16 protein-coding genes, 1 tRNA gene and 1 pseudogene are annotated in these 18,488 nt (G+C 43.7%); 5 read left to right on the forward strand and 13 right to left on the reverse strand.

The annotated features are described in order from the left end of the window. Nucleotides 1-72 precede the first annotated feature (72 nt). The 3 genes and pseudogenes from R7Z77_RS08025 to R7Z77_RS08035 all read right to left on the reverse strand — a co-directional run. Nucleotides 73-378 (reverse strand): annotated as a pseudogene (locus R7Z77_RS08025) (DedA family protein); the annotation flags it as partial. Between the two features lie 50 nt (nt 379-428). Continuing rightward, nucleotides 429-809: a hypothetical protein gene (locus tag R7Z77_RS08030; RefSeq protein ID WP_250155575.1), complete on the reverse strand. Its 381-nt coding sequence runs from the start codon at nt 807-809 to the stop codon at nt 429-431. A 144-nt stretch (nt 810-953) separates the two neighbouring features. Next, nucleotides 954-1,472, reverse strand: coding sequence for a DUF4136 domain-containing protein (locus R7Z77_RS08035; protein WP_005382627.1), 519 nt, complete (start codon nt 1,470-1,472; stop codon nt 954-956). A gap of 379 nt (nt 1,473-1,851) precedes the next feature. On the opposite strand from R7Z77_RS08035, the gene R7Z77_RS08040 reads away from it, so the two are divergent. Beyond that, nucleotides 1,852-1,926 (forward strand) — tRNA-Gly (locus R7Z77_RS08040). A 16-nt stretch (nt 1,927-1,942) separates the two neighbouring features. Here R7Z77_RS08040 and R7Z77_RS08045 read toward each other — a convergent pair. Beyond that, nucleotides 1,943-2,800: a sterol desaturase family protein gene (locus tag R7Z77_RS08045; RefSeq protein ID WP_005373167.1), complete on the reverse strand. Its 858-nt coding sequence runs from the start codon at nt 2,798-2,800 to the stop codon at nt 1,943-1,945. Nucleotides 2,801-2,807: 7 nt separating this feature from the next. Next, nucleotides 2,808-3,818, reverse strand: a complete 1,011-nt coding sequence (locus tag R7Z77_RS08050; RefSeq protein ID WP_064354710.1) for a DUF2804 domain-containing protein — start codon at nt 3,816-3,818, stop codon at nt 2,808-2,810. Nucleotides 3,819-4,123: 305 nt separating this feature from the next. Between R7Z77_RS08050 and gdhA the strand changes: the two genes are divergently transcribed. After that, complete coding sequence (gdhA, locus tag R7Z77_RS08055; RefSeq protein ID WP_017633658.1) at nt 4,124-5,476, forward strand: NADP-specific glutamate dehydrogenase; 1,353 nt, start codon at nt 4,124-4,126, stop codon at nt 5,474-5,476. A gap of 76 nt (nt 5,477-5,552) precedes the next feature. Here gdhA and R7Z77_RS08060 read toward each other — a convergent pair whose 3' ends face one another. The 3 genes from R7Z77_RS08060 to R7Z77_RS08070 form a co-directional block, all read right to left on the reverse strand. Then, entirely contained in the window at nt 5,553-6,020 is a 468-nt protein-coding gene (locus tag R7Z77_RS08060) for an OsmC family protein (protein ID WP_017820322.1), read from the reverse strand. 99 nt (nt 6,021-6,119) lie between these two features. After that, nucleotides 6,120-8,477: an ATP-binding protein gene (locus tag R7Z77_RS08065; protein WP_262599008.1), complete on the reverse strand. Its 2,358-nt coding sequence runs from the start codon at nt 8,475-8,477 to the stop codon at nt 6,120-6,122. Next, nucleotides 8,470-9,438 carry a cytochrome-c peroxidase gene (locus R7Z77_RS08070; RefSeq protein WP_213967557.1) on the reverse strand — a complete coding sequence of 323 codons (969 nt, stop codon included), beginning with the start codon at nt 9,436-9,438 and terminating at the stop codon, nt 8,470-8,472. The genes R7Z77_RS08065 and R7Z77_RS08070 overlap by 8 nt, the downstream gene beginning before the upstream one ends. Nucleotides 9,439-9,936: 498 nt before the next feature. Here R7Z77_RS08070 and R7Z77_RS08075 point away from each other — a divergent pair, with 498 nt between their 5' ends. Together R7Z77_RS08075 and R7Z77_RS08080 are read left to right on the forward strand one after the other, a co-directional pair. Next, complete coding sequence (locus R7Z77_RS08075) at nt 9,937-11,313, forward strand: NfeD family protein (RefSeq protein ID WP_042523608.1); 1,377 nt, start codon at nt 9,937-9,939, stop codon at nt 11,311-11,313. Nucleotides 11,314-11,323: 10 nt separating this feature from the next. Then, nucleotides 11,324-12,106, forward strand: coding sequence for a slipin family protein (locus R7Z77_RS08080; protein ID WP_005373196.1), 783 nt, complete (start codon nt 11,324-11,326; stop codon nt 12,104-12,106). 41 nt (nt 12,107-12,147) lie between these two features. Here the strand turns inward: R7Z77_RS08080 and R7Z77_RS08085 are convergent, their stop codons facing one another. Beyond that, complete coding sequence (locus R7Z77_RS08085) at nt 12,148-12,582, reverse strand: globin (protein WP_017633662.1); 435 nt, start codon at nt 12,580-12,582, stop codon at nt 12,148-12,150. Nucleotides 12,583-12,825: 243 nt separating this feature from the next. On the opposite strand from R7Z77_RS08085, the gene R7Z77_RS08090 reads away from it, so the two are divergent. Further along, the gene (locus tag R7Z77_RS08090; protein ID WP_064354707.1) at nt 12,826-13,482 is read left to right on the forward strand and encodes an NAD(P)H-dependent oxidoreductase; all 657 of its coding nucleotides are present in this window, start codon (nt 12,826-12,828) and stop codon (nt 13,480-13,482) included. 96 nt (nt 13,483-13,578) lie between these two features. Here the strand turns inward: R7Z77_RS08090 and choV are convergent, their stop codons facing one another. From choV to betA, 4 genes are all read right to left on the reverse strand, one after another. Continuing rightward, nucleotides 13,579-14,757, reverse strand: a complete 1,179-nt coding sequence (choV, locus tag R7Z77_RS08095) for a choline ABC transporter ATP-binding protein (protein ID WP_064354706.1) — start codon at nt 14,755-14,757, stop codon at nt 13,579-13,581. 2 nt (nt 14,758-14,759) lie between these two features. Beyond that, nucleotides 14,760-15,602, reverse strand: a complete 843-nt coding sequence (gene choW, locus R7Z77_RS08100; protein WP_005392552.1) for a choline ABC transporter permease subunit — start codon at nt 15,600-15,602, stop codon at nt 14,760-14,762. Between the two features lie 76 nt (nt 15,603-15,678). Beyond that, complete coding sequence (locus tag R7Z77_RS08105) at nt 15,679-16,617, reverse strand: choline ABC transporter substrate-binding protein (RefSeq protein WP_005382646.1); 939 nt, start codon at nt 16,615-16,617, stop codon at nt 15,679-15,681. Nucleotides 16,618-16,653: 36 nt separating this feature from the next. Next, a complete protein-coding gene (gene betA, locus R7Z77_RS08110) occupies nt 16,654-18,369 on the reverse strand; it encodes a choline dehydrogenase (RefSeq protein WP_005373209.1) in 1,716 nt (571 codons plus the stop codon). Nucleotides 18,370-18,488: the final 119 nt, after the last annotated feature.

Genomic DNA, 18,488 nt, shown 5'->3' on the forward strand with positions numbered 1-18,488 from the left:
AACTCAGTATATTGTTTAATAATTATTCAATTTCGGACGACTTGGTTTTCTGTCCGAATTACGCAACAAAGCCCCTTGGACCTTAGGTAAGCGATTTAGCCACTTGCCTTGTAAATAAGCCGCCCAACTTCCCAATCCCGCACTAACAGCTATCACCAACATGATCATAATTGGGTCAAGGACGCCAACCGCCGCCAGCGTACCGGATAATACGACGACACTGTCGCATGGGAAAGGTGCAGCAGGAATAAAACCACTTTCCAAAAAAATAATCACAGCAACAACAAAATAAACTAAACCTGCACTGCCTGGCGCCATTAACGCCGTGAAATCTTGATGCCAAAAGGCACTCAAGACCTGAATTATCGAATCAAACATAAACCGCTCCTAAGCATAATTAACCAAAAGTTGCAAAAACATGGAATGTGTTAGCGAGCATGTATAAAGCGGTATATAAAATTCGATTCTTTTCTCACGCCGATTCTGTATTTAAAGTGAGTAAAAATACTTTCAATACAACAACCTAAAGCCTCATTGCCGATGCGTTTTAGCCGCTTCATCGAGTAAATTGCCGAACGATGCGCCCACCATGCTACATCAAGCATTTCAAACCATTCGGGTTCTACATCGTCGTTCGAGCTCATTTCCTTAGCATGGCTAACCCTCAATACATTCCGGCTGTTTAAACTCGGATAGTCTTGTTGTATTGGAGAGATAGGATATTCTGAAAAGTGCTTCGACTTAGCGTCAACAGCAATATTCTGGTTATGAAAGGGAAGGAAATTTGGGTGTGAGTGCGCCAGGCTCATGCTCGGAGCCAACAAGCAGAAAAGTAGTCCGAGTAAAGCAATCAGAATCGTACGCACAAAGGTAACCAAAACCAAAATAATAAGTTCTTTTAACCCTGTGCGTAACTATTGGCAATTAGTATTCTTAATCGTTAAGAATACTAATTATTTTTCACCGTAAGGGTAGCTTTCAAACATCTTCGCGATTTCTTCTTGGATGAGAGATTCTCTTTTCTCAGAGCTCATTGACTCAGACAGTTTACGACTTGAAACGCCTTTCCAAACGACTTGATTAGCCTTTGCATCAACCAGTTCAACCACCAACTTCCCATACTTACGTTCTTTATATCTTTCTGGGCTTGAAGTGATCACACCAAAGCTATTCCAGCCATAGCCAAAGCTCACCGACGATCCTGAAGAAACAAGCTCGGATTCTTCTACGATATCATGATGTACGTAAAGGTCACCGCCACTATTTACCTTAATTAAACCCTTACCCTCAAGCTGTTCAGCAAGCCCTTGCTCAATACGTCGACCATCAATACTGGTAGGAGCTTCCGCCTGAGCACCGAAGTCAAACGTTCTGTAAGCTGAAAAGTCGGCTTGTTTATCTACATCAGTTGTAACGGTAGTACAAGCAGATACCAGCATCACCACCAACCCTAATATCAAACCTCTCATCATGTTAAATCTCCTTTGGTTAAGCTGACTGTTTCAGCAGAATTACCCTGTGTTATACATACGCATCAACAGTAAAAAGTAATCATTTCAATATCTAGTCTTGACCATGAAACGTGACTGTTCAATAAACGAGATTAACCTTTACACAGAAAATCTTGAATATCATCAACATCTAAACACCTAAACACCTAAGAATTCGGTGTTTACGACCTAATTGGAAGCCCCTAGGCTTAGTAGCGGAATCGCGAGTGCCACAAAAAACCAGAGACAATGAACACTTTAACATCAGTCCGCTACTTTTTTAGGCAACTGACAAACATTTGATGAGAAAAGACTTTTCTTTTTCGTCCAGTGTGGCATATTAACTGAGTCCTATCGATGCGCGGGCATCGTATAATGGCTATTACCTCAGCCTTCCAAGCTGATGATGCGGGTTCGATTCCCGCTGCCCGCTCCAATCTCTTTATCTCAATTTACTCATAAAAATCCGATGGCGGAGCGAACAAACGGCGGCAGCGTTGTTTCCATGATAAGTTTGGTCGAGTTACGTCATAAAACATGTCTTTCCATTCTGCAAACGTCACGCGGATGGGATTAAAGCTGTTTACAGGTTTAGAAACCCCATACCGAACCGTTTCCACCTCTGGTTCAAACGTTCCGAACATTCGATCCCAAATAATTAATACACCCGCATAATTTTTGTCGATGTACTGACGGTTCACACCATGATGAACGCGATGATGAGACGGCGTGTTAAATACCCACTCTAGTGGCCCGAGCGAACGAATTGATTGGGTGTGAACAAAAAACTGTAAGCCCAGATTAAACAACACAACGAAGACAACCCATTTTGGCTCAAAACCAATAATCACCAAGGGCAACCAAAAAATCCACATCCCCGCTAGCGGATACATTAAACTTTGACGAAAGGCGGTACTGAAGTTCATTCTTTCCGAACTGTGATGAACAACGTGCGCGGCCCACATCCAACGAATACGATGGCTAGCCCGATGAAACCAGTAATAGAAAAAATCTTGCAGGACAACAAGTAAAAGAAAAGCTGAGACGCTCATTTCGATATCAAACAAACGCCAATCAAACCACCACAAATACAACTGAGCAATCAGTAAACCCGTGAGTATGTCTGTCGCTTGGTGTAAGCCCGCAAGAACAAAATTACACGCTACTTCAGGGAAGTAATACGTCGCGCTTTCAGGCAAGCGTCCCCTTCTTTGTCCGAACCAATATTCGGCAAGCATGCAGAAAAAGAAAACTGGAGCCAGAATCATCAGAAGTAATTCTGGGCGGTCCATCAACTGCGTCCAATCCATTATGTTTCTACCATTTTGCATAGTGATCTTCAGTAAGACCCATAACTTCTTCTAACTGATGTTTGATGCCATTTCCATCGATAAGATAGCCAGAGAAATAACCGATGTACTGACGAAAGTTACTTTTGAGAAGCCAAAAATTTTTCTTCTCTGAGCGTCGATTCAAAGGCGTGAACTGTAAGTTAACTCGTTTATCTTCAGACGTAATATGCCACTTTTGCCCTTCATCACTTCGTGAAAACTGAAACTGCACAGGTTGCAAAAAGTGACGCTGACCATTAATCCACAATACATTTTCGCAATAGCCAGTTTCATTAACGCCAGCTGCCAAATTCAACCCCAGACGCCTGTCATCCTCAAAGCAATTGATACTCGCCCAGCGCCAACTTGTTTCTCGCCGCATGTACCCAGCGGAAAAATCGTAACCAGCAGCCACCTCTGAAAGATCTTGCTCTTTTCCTAATATGAACAAGTTACCGTCTACTGCTAACGCATTGTGCTTCTGAGTATATGTCCAACCCGCATAACCTGTTGGCGTACACAACATTAATGGCAAACTCATATTTTCTGGACGTAAATAGAGATCCGCATTGACTGACTCTGTCACAAAGTGGACGTGCCAAATACCATCCTTAATAGAAAACTGAACTCTTTTGTTAGCAAGATGGGCAAGACTGCACCAACTGGAAGGCTGAGTTTGATAACCTATATTAAAAGGTTTCAACCATTGTTGCTCAATCAACTTATTCTTTTTAATATCAAACAGGTAGAAAAAGCCGGATGCTAAATACCGTATATCAGCAATCGCTACTCCAATGACGTAATCAGGTGTGACCAAATTGACGAACTGAAACTGCTTATAATCGCGGTAACGGCGCCACTTAGACACTGGCTTATCCATCTCATCAAGGTAGGTAAATTTATCTAGCTGTAACGATGTTGGAATTCCATCAAGGTGGCCAAACGCTGGTAGACCATTCTGCTGAATAAACGAGTTCAGAACCTTAAGCTCATCCATATAGTTGTCTTTTCACAAGTTATCACACACACAAACTTTAACATGACGTTAACATAAACAATTTGCGTAACTGCACAACAACATCGACTAAAGTGATTTCTGCTTGTTATATGTGAAACTGATCACTCAACCACCCGCTTACTTAGCTCGCCCTACCTATCTCAACCAACACTGCCCGGGTTAGAAGCTGCACATTCTCATCCGCAGGAAATACCACTACAACCATTGAATCTTGGTTAAAATCACTATTTAATGGAAATACATTCATATAAACTGATTGCTTATTCACATCAAGGAAGAAACCTATGTCATACATACACGATACTATTGTTGCGTTGCAACACAGTAGCCCTGCGCAAAAAGAATTTTACCAAGCGGTAGAAGAAGTATTAACTTCTCTCGCGCCGGTAATAGAAGGCAATAATAAATATAAGGAACAAGCGATTATCCAGAGGATCGTCGAGCCAGAACGTCAAATCATGTTTCGAGTTCCTTGGGTTGATGATGCTGGAAATGTACAAGTAAACAAAGGTTATCGAGTTGAATTCAACTCTGCTTTGGGGCCGTACAAAGGAGGATTGAGATTCCATCACTCAGTCAATGCGAGCATCATAAAATTTCTCGGCTTTGAGCAAATCTTTAAAAACGCACTGACTGGCCTTCCTATCGGTGGCGGCAAAGGCGGTTCAAACTTCGATCCTAAAGGAAAATCCGACGGCGAGATCATGCGATTTTGCCAATCATTTATGAACGAGTTGTACCGTCATATCGGTCCTGCCACCGATGTACCCGCAGGCGATATCGGCGTCGGGGCGCGCGAAATTGGCTATATGTTTGGTCAATACAAACGATTGACGGGACGCTACGAAGGTGTGCTCACAGGCAAGAGTCTTCTTTGGGGTGGCTCACTCGCCAGAAAAGAAGCGACAGGATATGGCGCCGTCTATTTTGCAGAATGCATGCTCAACGACCGCAACGATTCATTGAAAGGGAAAACTTGTCTCGTTTCTGGTGCTGGCAACGTGGCTATCTACGCCATTGAAAAACTGTACCATATGGGAGCAACGCCAGTTACATGCAGCGACTCTCGAGGTACGATCTATCATGAGCACGGTATTGATCTTAAGCTCCTAAAACAACTGAAAGAAGTGAAAAGAGCAAGCTTAGAAGAATATTTAGAAACTTACCCTGAAGCAGAATACACACCAGAGGGCGACTATCCTAATGAAGGACATGCTGTTTGGCGATATCAGGCTGATGCTGCCTTCCCTTGTGCGACTCAAAATGAACTAACGTCAGACGACGCACTGGCTCTTATCGAAAACGGATGTATTTTGATTAGTGAAGGGGCGAACATGCCAACCACCCGTGATGCTGCCAATATTATCGTGGACTCAGACATAGCTTATGGGCCTGCCAAAGCAGCCAATGCAGGCGGCGTTGCAACCAGTCAACTTGAAATGGCGCAAAACGCCAGCATGCAAAACTGGACGTTTGAACAAGTGGATAGTCAGTTGCAAACCATCATGAAAAATATTTTCATCAATGCAAACGAAACCAGTAAAGAGTTTGGCCAACCTGGAAATTTAGTTTTAGGCGCCAACATTGCAGGCTTTAGAAAAGTCGCTGATGCAATGATTGAGCAAGGTGTCGTCTAGATGAACGAGCCAGCAGGATGACTGCTGGCTTAATATAACTCCGCAATAGGCCGCGCTTTTTGATAAAGAGCTCCACTTAATTCGCAATAAGCGTTGTCACTTCTGTTTTAACGGAGTTGGCGATAAAGCAATTCTCATGGGCCATGTGGTGCAGTTTTTCTAATTGAGATGGTGTCGGTTGTTTTTCACCTGAAAATGTTATCTTAGGGTTTAACGTTACCTTTGATACCCACTCTTTTCCGTTTTCGCCTTTTTCAAGCTCCCCTACCGCTTCATCGAAGTAACTGTCCACAACGTAACGCCGCTTTGCTGCAATAGACAGGAAAACGAGCATATGACAACTAGAAAGTGCCGCGACAAACGCTTCTTCTGGATCAACGTTTTCTTCTACGGATAGTGGTAATGGTACTACGTGGGGAGATGGAGATGCTGGGACTTGCAACCCTCCATCAAATTGCCAAATGTGTGCCCTACTATACTTATTATCACTAAACTCTTCCCCAGCTTTACGATGCCATTTGATTAAAGCGGAATGCTTACTCATTCTAACTCCCTGATTTTCCGACGACGAATCAACACTATCCGTCCTTGCCACAGTAAACCACAACAAAATGAGTTAAGGAAAGCATCGCACTCACAGGGACTATAAAATCTGTTGAGGATCGGCATTGTTCTTCTGTATATCATCCAAAAGTCTATGAGACTGATGGATGTTGACCTGTAACCGATTGATCAGCATCTGCAACTGCTCAATCTCGGGACTTTGGTTGGCTTTAAGTTGAGTTTCCAGGGCCTCCGTTTGGCTCGCCAAAATAGGTAAACTTAGGTTCAGTGCCATCCCTTTCGTTTTGTGCAACGTCAGCGCTAATGAAGCAAAGTCTTCAGCCATAAAGTATTCAATAAGCTCATCAACAGATGTCTCAAAATCGACAATAATGCTTTTTAGCAGCTCGTCAAGCGCTTCTGGCTCATCTCGTAAAGAAGTAAACATGCCTGAACGGGAGAGTTCTTCCTCTGTTAACCTTAAGTTCTCGATTGGCTTACGTTGCAACTGAAGCACATTGCTGTCATTCGTTAGTGGCGGATTCCGTTTCGGTTCGAGTCTGGCTGCAAACTGTTTGAGAGCGTCTGAAAAGCTCTCATGCTGTAGCGGTTTTGTAAGCACATGGTCTGCTCCTGCTTCAATAAAGCTATCGTGAGCTTCACGAAATACGTCTGCCGTGTACGCAAAGAGTAATGTCTTGATACCTAACTCTTGTCGGATAACGCGTGTCGCCTCAACACCATTCATCTCGGGCATATGGTTGTCCATCAAGATCAGGTCGTACTCGTTCTCTTTCGCCTTTTTAACCGCGATTAACCCATTTTCTGCTACATCCACTTCATGCCCGAGCTTTTCGCAAAACCCTTTTGCCACAATGGCATTCACACGGTTATCATCAGCAAGTAGTATCTTTAAATGGTGTGATTTTGCGCGAGGTTTCGGTGCTTCTTGCTGCTTTTTCGGAGCAGATTCTACCCAAGGAATCGGCAACTCAACGATAAATTGACTTCCAACGCCTTCTATACTCTTGAGAGTAATATGGCCACCCATCAAATCGGTTAGTTTTTTGACGATGGCTAACCCAAGCCCTGTTCCGCCGAACCTTCGAGTCGTTGATGAGTCTGCTTGCTCAAACGAGTTAAAAATATGCTCGTGCTTGTCTGGCGCAATACCAATACCGGTGTCGCTCACGCGCATGACCAACAACTGATTCGATTCATCTAACTCGGTTCTAACCAGCACATGCCCTTCATTGGTAAACTTCACCGCGTTACCGGCGAGATTAAATAAGATCTGTCGTAAACGCGCACAATCCCCAGTAAATTCAGTATATTCAGAAACCTCGTTTTCCAAGATTAGCTCGATATTTTTTTCATCAACAAGTGGTTTTATTGCGCTACACACCGGAGAAAGCACTTGATCGAGCTTAAACTTAGCTTGCTCAAATTCCAGTTTGTTTTCTTCAACTTTAGAAAAATCCAAAATATCGTTGAGGATAGTCATCAGATGCTGGCCAGAGTCAAGAATAACCCTAATGTGCTCTTTCGTCGTCGGCTCTTTGGTCTGTTCTGCAATCATTTGAGAAAGCCCTAGTACGCCATTCATCGGCGTTCTTAGTTCGTGACTCATTGCAGCGAGAAAATTTGATTTCGCTTTTGCCGCTCGCTCGGCTTTGTTTCTCGCCTCTTCAATTTCAAGATTCAACTGTTTTAAGTTATGCATTCGGTGATGTGACTGATAAACAAACGCGCTAACTAGAAACATCACCGCAATAAATACAAACAACCACGTAAAACGCGCCTCACTTTGAGCAATATTGAGTAACCGATGCTCTGAGCTTTCGACAAACTCAATATAAGTGTGATCAAGCAGTTCATTCGTCAGCAATTCAATTCTTTTATCACTCGTTTGAAGCCGTTTAAGGAAGTTCGCTTCCTTTTCACTCTCAACTTCAGTTTGTGTTAGAAGCAACTGGTTGAGAAATTCAAAATAACGACTGCCACCCAATGATTGGCCGCGCTCGGTAGAAACATCTTGCTGATATAAATTGAACAACATGAGTAATGCATACCGATTTTCTACCTGAACACCAATTAACATATCAAGCTTCAACGTTGTTTGAAGCACTCGCTCCTTAAACTGTTCAAGCGTATCCCTAACTTTTATACGATTGGGTGTCACGGGAAACCAAACTGATGCCTTTGATGATTCCAACAGTGCCTGTGCTGCGATTTCTATCTCTACTAAAGATGTTGTTAACTCATAGTTTTTCCTATCTTCAACGGCATATCGGTTCACGATAACATCACGCTCTTCAATCAACTCATGTCCGATATTCATTAGCCCTGCATGAAATTCTTGAGCGTTTTTTGAATTCATATACGACATATACGCCAGTGTGCAGCACGTCAGTATCCCAATAAAAAAGCAAAAGTTGATCAGTTTGAATTTATTCATTTTCCAACACCTCTAAAATTATGGGTCTAGGTGCTGTCAACAACTGCAAGAATGCTTCAATGTCCGCGACATTCTCATCGTTCATCGTTATACCGAGCTGGGTTTTAGCCATGATTTGTATCGCGTCGGATAACTTATCGACTTGCCCATTATGAAAATAAGGACTCGTTAGCGCGACATTGCGTAAACTGGCTACTCTAAAATAGAATCGCTCTTCATCTTCTATCGTAACGAGTTGCCTGCCCGAGTCCTCTACTACTGGCTTATCCTTGAAATAGGCGAACCTTTGGATCATCGCTCCGCCGATATTTTTGCCCTGATGACACTGCACACAACCTGAAGTCTGAAATGTTTTCCAACCTCTGATTTGCTGTTCACTCAATACATGCGTGTAACCCAATAAGTAAGCATCGAATGGTGCGCCAGGCGTCTGCAGCCCTTCAACAAACTCCACAATAGCGGACTTGATATTATGAACGTTAATCGGCAATTCACCGTCACGATTAAATAGCGCTTGATAATGTTCACTCTCTTTTACATATTGCTCTATTGTTTGCCAGTTTGAGTCCATTTCCATTGGATTATGGATTGGACCATCAATCTGAGCCATCAAGGTGTTTTCCGTACCATCCCATAAAAAACGATAATTTAACGCTGCATTAAACACTGTTATAGAATTTCTAATTCCATCACCTTTCACCCCCGTAGAGACTGGTGTATTTTCAGCGCCATTGGTTTGCAGATTGTGGCATGTCGCGCAGCTGACATTACCATTTGACGATAATTGAGGATCGCGGAAGAGATGCCAGCCAATTCTCGCTAGCTTAATATCCACATTAGGATCACCCTGTATGGGCTGAACTAGGGAGATATCACCTAACATCTTCGCGTTTCTTGCGGTTGTTGTTTGGCTCAAAATGAGTGTTACAACAGCTAGTGCGATTGCGCTGAATTGCCTCATCAACTACATACCTTAAACTTGTCATTGATATGAATTTAGTTGCATTTTGGCGTTTTTTCCACCGACAGGAAGTTGAAAAAACGAGCTAAGTATTGCTTTGTTTAAGGCTTTGGTTGAAGAGGGAGTAATAAGGCGAATAGGAAGAAACCTATCGCCTTATGAGTAGCTAACGTATTGAAATCTGAGTTTAGTGTAGAAAAGCCAAAAACCGTTGAAACCAAGTCACCTCTCCATAGGAGATCAGATCGAAAATAGTAAAGAATACGGCACAGATAACGGCCAACTTAATCAAACGCTGAACAATAAACATAAACATCACAATTACCAATAATTTGCTTTAGTTTACTATCTCACACAGCGTTTATATATAAAAAAGTAGTCTCCTAATTAGCCTCGGGAACTTATTCATTAGAACCTATACTCAAGCATCTCTAAGTTATTTGGATATACTTGAATTAGGATTTCAAAAAGTCCCTGTGACCACACAAGGAGGACTGCATGAAACGACTATGGATATGGTTCTTACCTTTACTCTTGATTGCCAGTCAAGCACTGGCGAATACCGTTTGGATTGTTCCTGTCAAAGGCGCTATAGGGCCTGCTACTAGCGACTATTTATCTCGTGAAATAGAAGAAGCTCAACTAAACGGTGTCAGTTTAGTGATCTTAGAGATGGACACACCAGGCGGCTTAGATAGCGCAATGCGAGATATTATTCACGCGATTACCACCTCCTCGACTCCCATTGCAACTTGGGTCGGCCCATCTGGTTCTAGAGCTGCCAGTGCAGGAACATACATCTTGCTCGCTAGTCACGTAGCCGCCATGGCTGAAGCGACAAACCTCGGAGCTGCAACGCCCGTCGCGTTAGGTGGTGCGCCTCAACCTCCTTCATCGGATGATGGCAAAGATCAAAACGCGGAAGAAACGCCAGAAGGAACCAACGAAAGCTCAGAGAAAGTTCCCGCTAAAACCGCAATGGAGAAAAAGGTAATTAACGATGCCAAAGCCTACATTAAAGGCTTAGCAAAACTTCATGGACGAAATGCAGAATGGGCAGAGAAAGCAGTAAGCGAGGCGGCGAGCTTGGATGCAACAGAAGCATTAGAATTAAACGTGATCGATTACATCGCCAATTCGCCAGAGGACTTAGTCAAAGCCATAGATGGGCAAACTGTTAAAGTAAACAATCGCACTGTGACATTGTCACTTGAAAATCCAACATGGGTTGAAAGAACGCCAGATTGGCGAGCAGAAATGTTAGCCGTTATCACCAATCCAAACGTTGCCTACATCCTAATGCTCATCGGCATCTACGGTTTACTTCTTGAGTTTTACAACCCAGGAATTGGCTTACCCGGTGTGCTAGGTGGGATTTGTCTGCTTCTTGCCATGTACGCACTACAAATGATGCCCGTCAACTACGCAGGTCTTGGTCTGCTGTTACTCGGTATTGCACTAATGATAGCGGAAGCATTCAGCCCGAGCTTTGGTATTTTGGGCTTAGGCGGCGTTGTCGCCTTTGTACTCGGTTCGATATTTCTCATGGACAGTGAGTTACCAGGATTCCAGATCGCCCTTCCTTTGATTTTTGGTATTGCCATATTTTCCGTGGCTCTAATCGTGCTGACCGTCGGCCTGCTGCTCAAAATTCGTCGCCGGCGTGTAACGACGGGTTTAGAGACTTACCCTGGGAAGGTCGCCGTGGTAAGCGATGACTTTATCGATGGCGAAGGACGCGTTCAACTCAACGGTGCGTTATGGCGAGCTAAAGCCAAAGACCATCAACAATTCAAACAAGGTGATCACGTCACCATTGTTAATGTTAAAGGGCTGACCTTAACTGTGATGCCTGATGACCGCCAAAATAAATAGGAGGCGCTTTATGATGCTCTATACCGTTGCGGTGATCGTGGTGCTGCTGTTCGCACTAGCGACCCAAATGTTCAAGGTTTTGAGAGAATACGAACGTGGGGTTGTGTTCTTTCTTGGTCGATTTCAAGAAGTCAAAGGACCTGGTTTGATCATCCTTATCCCATTTATTCAGCAAATGGTGAGGGTTGATTTACGTACTGTCGTTTTGGATGTGCCGACACAAGATTTGATTACCAAAGATAACGTTTCTGTGCGCGTCAACGCGGTCGTTTATTTTCGCGTAGTCGATCCTCAAATGGCGATTAACAATATTGAAAGCTACAGCGATGCCACCAGCCAGTTAGCACAAACCACGCTGCGCTCGGTATTGGGTCAGCATGAACTCGATGAATTGCTATCAGAGCGAGAACGCCTCAATAAGGATTTACAATCCATTCTCGATCAACAGACTGATGACTGGGGAATCAAGATTGCTACGGTTGAAGTCAAACATGTTGATTTAAATGACAGCATGGTCAGAGCCCTAGCCCGTCAGGCAGAAGCAGAACGTAACCGTAGGGCGAAGATCATTCACGCTACTGGTGAGTTAGAGGCTTCAAATAAATTAAAAGAAGCAGCGCAAATGCTCAACGAAGCACCGAATGCACTGCAATTACGTTACATGCAGACACTCACTGAAATCACTACAGACAAAACATCCACTATTATTTTTCCAATGCCGATCAATCTTGTCGAAGCTGTCAGTGATATCGCCGAAGCGGTGAAAAAGAATAAAGAGACACAAGATAAGTAAGGTTCTGACCCTAGGAAGTAACGACCACTCACGTTACTTCCTTATTTAGTACTCGCTTTAAGGATGTGCCCATCTTCTTTATCACATTCTTGTTTCATTACTTCTAAGCCCGTTTTAAAGCATGTTCGCCAAGCGGTTTCAACATCGGCATCATACCCGGAATCACACTGTCGAACCGTTTCTAACAAACTCTCAAGCCAAACATCAAAATCCTGCGGCTCTATACCAATATCTGCACTTGCATGCTTTTTCCCATACTTTTCCACCATTTTGTGCGCTTCGGTCGAGGTATCTGCCATCATAAAAAATACGATAGACCCTCTAAGCATTCTCACTTGTTGGTGCATGTCTATACCGTCAAACTTCTGTCTAAAGTTGGCACTTTTCGACCATAAATTTTTGTAGAACAAGTCGAAAAACTCCTGATCTGAAGTACAACGTTCATAGCTATCATTAAAAACTTCAATCACGTTCATGTTGCTTTCCCCTACGCCTCAATATGAGTTTAATTTAGTATCAAATAAAAGCTTCCAAATAAGGACATTTAAGTTTCAAATCGATCAACTCACATCGATTTTCAACAAAAAGTAAAAAGTGATTTAAATAAACACCCTCTTATCAATGAAAAAATATCCATTATCATGAACCCATATTCGAGGTACGCATGGTTGTCGATGCTAGTGCATCCTCATCTGTCATCACATAAAGAGGATATAAACGTGTCCCATCAAATCATTACCGATCTAAATAGCCGTTACACTGCAAAAAAATATGATGAAACCAAGCGCGTTTCTCAAGAAGACATGGCGATAATCAAAGAAGCACTGCGTTTGTCGGCGTCTTCTATCAACTCACAACCATGGAAATTCATCGTTATTGAAAGTGATGAAGCGAAGCAACGTTTCCACAATACGTTTGCAAATATGCATCAGTTTAACCAACCACACGCGAAAGCCGCATCACATACGATTCTGTTTGCTTACGATCCTAAATTTACTAAAGAGAAATTTGCGAAGCGTGTGGATGCAGAAGTAACATCTGGCCACTTGCCAGCGGAGATGTACAACAACTTTATGGGTGCTTACGCTTTTGCCGATGCAAATACGGACGAAAATGGCTTCAACGGAAACTGGACAAAAGCACAAGTCTATTTGGCACTAGGCAACCTACTACACACATTGGCACGACTAGGCATTGATTCAACACCGATGGAAGGTGTCGATCCGGCTCTGATTGGAGAAGAGTTTAAAGAAGAGCTCGAGGGCCATATTTGTGAAGTTGCGCTAGCGATTGGCTACCATAAAGATGGGGAAGATTATAATCATGGTCTTCCAAAAGCGCGCCTTGCAATGGATGACGTAATTACGACTCTATAGTCGACCATTGTCTTAGCTTAGCGACTTAACTCATTGTTTAAACTAAAAAGAGCCGCATTAATGTGCGGCTCTTTTTTACTTGGTTCTGCGTCAACTTTACGCAACTTGCTCTGACTTAAAATTACCAAGCAATGCATCGTAAAGCTCATTGTCGCTTAACACACCAACCAGCTTATTATCTTCAACCATAAGCAGAGGCTGATTGCTACGCTGTTTAAGTTCAATCGCTTCTCGCATACTGATTTCTGGGCTAACCTGAACCAGAGAGTTTTCATTAACTTCGTCAAGGTTCGAAGAATTGCTCTTCCATTGAATCAACGATTTACCTTTATCCGCTAAACTTAACCCCTTGCTCTCTTGTATCACCCAAATATCTTTATCAGGGCAAATCAGAACACGCGTATCTTCGCGAACCAAATCGTCACGCATTAAGGAACGTCCCTTCAGCACATTTAATGGATTAGTGTGAGCAACAAAGTCCGCCACATAATCGTTTTCTGGAGCAAGAATGATCTGTTCTGGCTTGCCATGTTGAATCAGCTTTCCTGATTCCATAATGGCGATGTTGTTGCCGATTTTAAGCGCCTCATCCAAGTCGTGACTTACAAAAAGAATGGTTTTATTTAGCTTTTCTTGAAGCAGAATCAATTCATCTTGAAGCTGAGCACGAATCAATGGATCAAGTGCTGAAAACGGTTCATCCATTAACAAGATATCTGTGTCCATCGCAAACGCTCGCGCTAGGCCAACACGCTGCTGCATACCACCAGAAAGCTCGTGCGGGAATTTGGTTTCCCACTCAGATAAACCGACCATTTCGAGCTGTTCACGCGCCTTTTTACGACGCTCTGCTTTACCAATGCCTTGCATCTCTAGACCAAACGCTACATTGTCTAACACCGTTAACCAAGGCATCAATGCAAACTTCTGAAACACCATGGACACGCGGTGCGTACGAAGGTGGCGCAGTTTCTGTTCGTCACAGTTAGAGAGCTCAACCATATCGTCGCCATCTTTAATTTTCAGAGAGCCACGAGAAATATCGTTCAATCCGTTAACCGTTCGCAGCAAACTTGATTTACCCGAGCCTGAAAGCCCCATCAAGACACAGATCTCACCCTGTTTCACGTTCAGCGAAACATTATCAACCCCAACCACTTGGCCAGTTTCATCAATGATTTCTTGTCGAGACTTCCCTTGATCTAGTAGTGCTAGCGCCTGTGCTTGTTGCTGACCAAAAACGACATCAAGATTTTTAATAGTAATAGCGTCCATGATTATGCCTCCTTCTGGTTTGGTGCTTTACACAAGCGATCAAGAATGATGGCAACGAGTACAATCGCTAAACCAGCTTCAAAACCTTGCGAGATGTTTACCGTATTCAGTGCGCGTACGACTGGTTTACCAAGTCCATCAGCACCAACAAGCGCCGCAATGACCACCATAGACAGAGACAACATAATGCACTGCGTAACGCCAGCCATAATACTTGGCAATGCCGCAGGTAACTCCACCTTAAACAGTAGCTTCATGCGGCTGGCACCAAATGCTTTACCCGCTTCAAGTAGCTCCTCCGGCACTTTAATAATGCCGAGGTACGTCAATCGAATTGGCGCAGCGATAGCGAAAATGATGGTCGAGATTAGACCAGGGACAATACCTAAGCCAAACAGAACCAAGGTTGGAATTAGGTAAACGAATGTCGGTACGGTCTGCATCAAATCGAGTATTGGCCGCAACAAGGTGTATAACCAAGGACGGTGCGCCGCCATAATGCCCAACGGCACGCCAATTAATACGGAAATCGTTGTCGCTGCAAACACAAGGACAAAGGTTTCCAGCATTTCTTGCCAGTAACCAAGGTTGAGAATTGCGAGTAAGGCCAACACGATAAATACGACAAGAGGAATGCTGCGATGTAAGAACCAAGCAATTGCCGCCGTCATAATGATTGGCGCTGCAGGTGGCATCCATTTAAAAATGTCCACCACGAAAAGAATGATCGTTTCAAGTGTAATAGAGATTGCATCGAAAAAACCCGATGCATTGATGGTTAACCAATCGACGCCAGTTTCCATCCATTGGCCCAACGGTAGTTTGTTGTCCGTAATAAAATTCAAAATAAAACCTTTGTGTTAATGAAGCGGGCAAAATTCTGCCCACTTTCTTTAAAAAAACGAGCTCAAATACTGCTTATTAAGCGTTTGTTTTTAAGTAGTTTGTAATAGCTGTTAGCGCATCTTGGCCATCTACCGTTTTCACGCCCTCTAGCCACGCTTCAATTTGCTCTTGGTTTGCATTCAACCATGCTTGCGCTGCTTTTGATGGCTTTTGTTTCTGGTTAAGAATCGCTTCCATCAGTTCATTTTCCATTTCTAGGTTAAACTCTAGATTTTTCACTAGCTGACCTACATTTGGACACTCAGCGAGGTAATTTTTACGTACGTTTGTGTAGACGTTCGCGCCGCCGTAGTTAGGACCGAAGAAGTCATCGCCACCCGCTAGATATTCCATTTCAACGTTACTATTCATTGGGTGCGGCGCCCAACCTAGGTACACAATCCATTGATTGCGGCGTGCGGCACGTGATACTTGAGACACCATGCCAGCTTCACTGGACTCAACTAGGCTGAAATCTTTTAGGCCGAATGCGTTGCTATCAATCATTGACTGAATTAAGCGGTTGCCATCGTTTCCTGGTTCAATGCCGTAAATGCGGTCTTTAAATTTGTCGGCATGTTTTACTAGGTCAGCGAAGTTGGTTACGCCTGCGTCATAAACGTATTTTGGAACAGCTAGCGTGTACTTTGCGCCAACGAGGTTCGCGCGTACGGTTTCAACAGTACCTGCATCACGGTATTTCGCGATATCACCTTCCATCGTTGGCATCCAGTTACCTAAGAAAATGTCGATATCGCCATTAGCCATAGAGGAGTAAGTTACAGGCACAGACAGAAGATCAGTCTTCGTTTTGTACCCCAACCCTTTAAGTAACTCTGATGTAACGGCAGTGGTCGCAGTGATGTCAGTCCAACCTACATCTGCGAAACGAACCGTTTCACATTGGTTGGCGTAAGCGCCTGTTGCTAAAGTACTTAGTGCAATTGTTGAGAAGATTTTTGTCATCTTAGACATGTTGAATTCCTTGTAATGATTACTGACTTTTTCATTTTATGAGATCGAATCGAGATCTCTTTTTGGCGGATGCATTCGTTGCATCTCTTGCCAGTCCGGTGCAATCCAAACTGGTACGTTGTTCGACGTTTCTAGGGCGTTATCCAAAATCATATCCGCGGCGCGTTCTGCCACCATAATCGTTGGCGCATTTAAATTACCGTTCGGAATGGTTGGGAAAATAGAAGAGTCCACCACACGCAAGCCTTGAATACCGCGTACTTGGCATCGCTCATTTAAGACGGCTAATGGGTCATTATCTGCGCCCATTTTGCAGGTACAAGATGGATGGTAAGCACTCTCGACGTTTTGCTTCACCCATTCATCAATCTGTTCATCCGTTGTGATGTTCAGACCGGGTTGGATCTCATCCCCACGAAACTCATCCATGGCTGGCTGATTGAGGATCTCGCGAGTAAGGCGAATACAATCACGCCAATCCTGCTTATCTTGTTCAGTGGAAATGTAGTTAAACTCAATCTTCGGCTTATCATTCGGATTCGCAGAGACAACTTCGACCGACCCGCGACTTTCTGGCTTGTTAGGTCCAACGTGCACTTGGAAACCATGACCATCAAAAGCAGCTTGCCCGTCATAACGCATTGCCGCTGGCAAGAAGTGATATTGAATATTTGGCCACTTTAGCCCTTCTCGAGAGCGGATAAATGCACACGATTCAAAGTGGTTAGTCGCACCAAGGCCTTTGCGAGTTAATATCCACTCAGTGCCAATCAAGCCCTTGCTCACCAAACCTAATTTGCTGTTGAGCGTGATAGGTTGTTTACAGTGATATTGGAAGTACACTTCTAAGTGATCTTGCAGGTTTTTACCTACTCCCTCCAACGAGTGTTTCACCTCAATGCCCGCTTTTTCTAATACTGCCTTAGGGCCAATGCCTGAAAGCTGCAACAGCTGAACGGAGCCAACCGAACCCGCACTCGAAATCACTTCATTATTCGCAAAACATTGCTGAATTGAACCTGACTTTTCAAATTCAACGCCTACCGCTTTCTTTCCTTCTGCACCAGTTTCTTCTAATAAAACTCGATGAACCGTCACCCTCTTCATTAGGGTGAAGTTTTTGCGTTTTTTAGCACGGCTTAAGTATGCATTAGAGGTCGAAGCGCGTACGCCTTTGTCGACGGTCATATGCATTGGGCCAAAGCCCTCTTGCTGATAACCGTTGTAATCTTTTGTTTCTGGGTAGCCCGCTTCTTTGCCTGCATCAATAAAAGCTTGGTACAGCGGGTTGAGCTTCATATCGTTGCCGTTACATGTGCCGACTGGACCGTGATCACCCCGATATTCATCAGCACCACCAATCCAAGACTCTGCTTTACGGAAATAAGGCAAACACGACTGATAATTCCAGCCTTTCGCGCCTTCCTCTTCCCACTGGTCAAAGTCACAAGCGTGTCCGCGAACGTAAACCATGCCGTTGATAGATGAGCTACCGCCCAGAACTTTTCCGCGAGGACAATGAAGTTGGCGACCATCCAACCCTTGCTCTTCAACCGTCTCAAACTGCCACGCGTATTTTTCAGTGTTCATCGGGTAAGAAAGCGCTGTTGGCATTTGGATAAAAATACTTTTATCCGACCCACCCGCTTCGAGTAATAGGACCGAATTTTGACCACTTTCACTTAAGCGATCCGCTAACACACAGCCGGCCGAACCCGCACCGACGATGATGTAATCGTAGTGTTGTTGCATTTTTATTCTCCTAGGAGTTAATACTCATCACCGTAGATAAGTGAACGAAATTAGCGTAGGAAAAATGCTTGAGAACAAGGCGGAAATTTTGATAAGTAGTTAACCTACAATCAAAATTG

It is taken from the genome of Vibrio sp. 1401 (genome assembly GCF_033340295.1).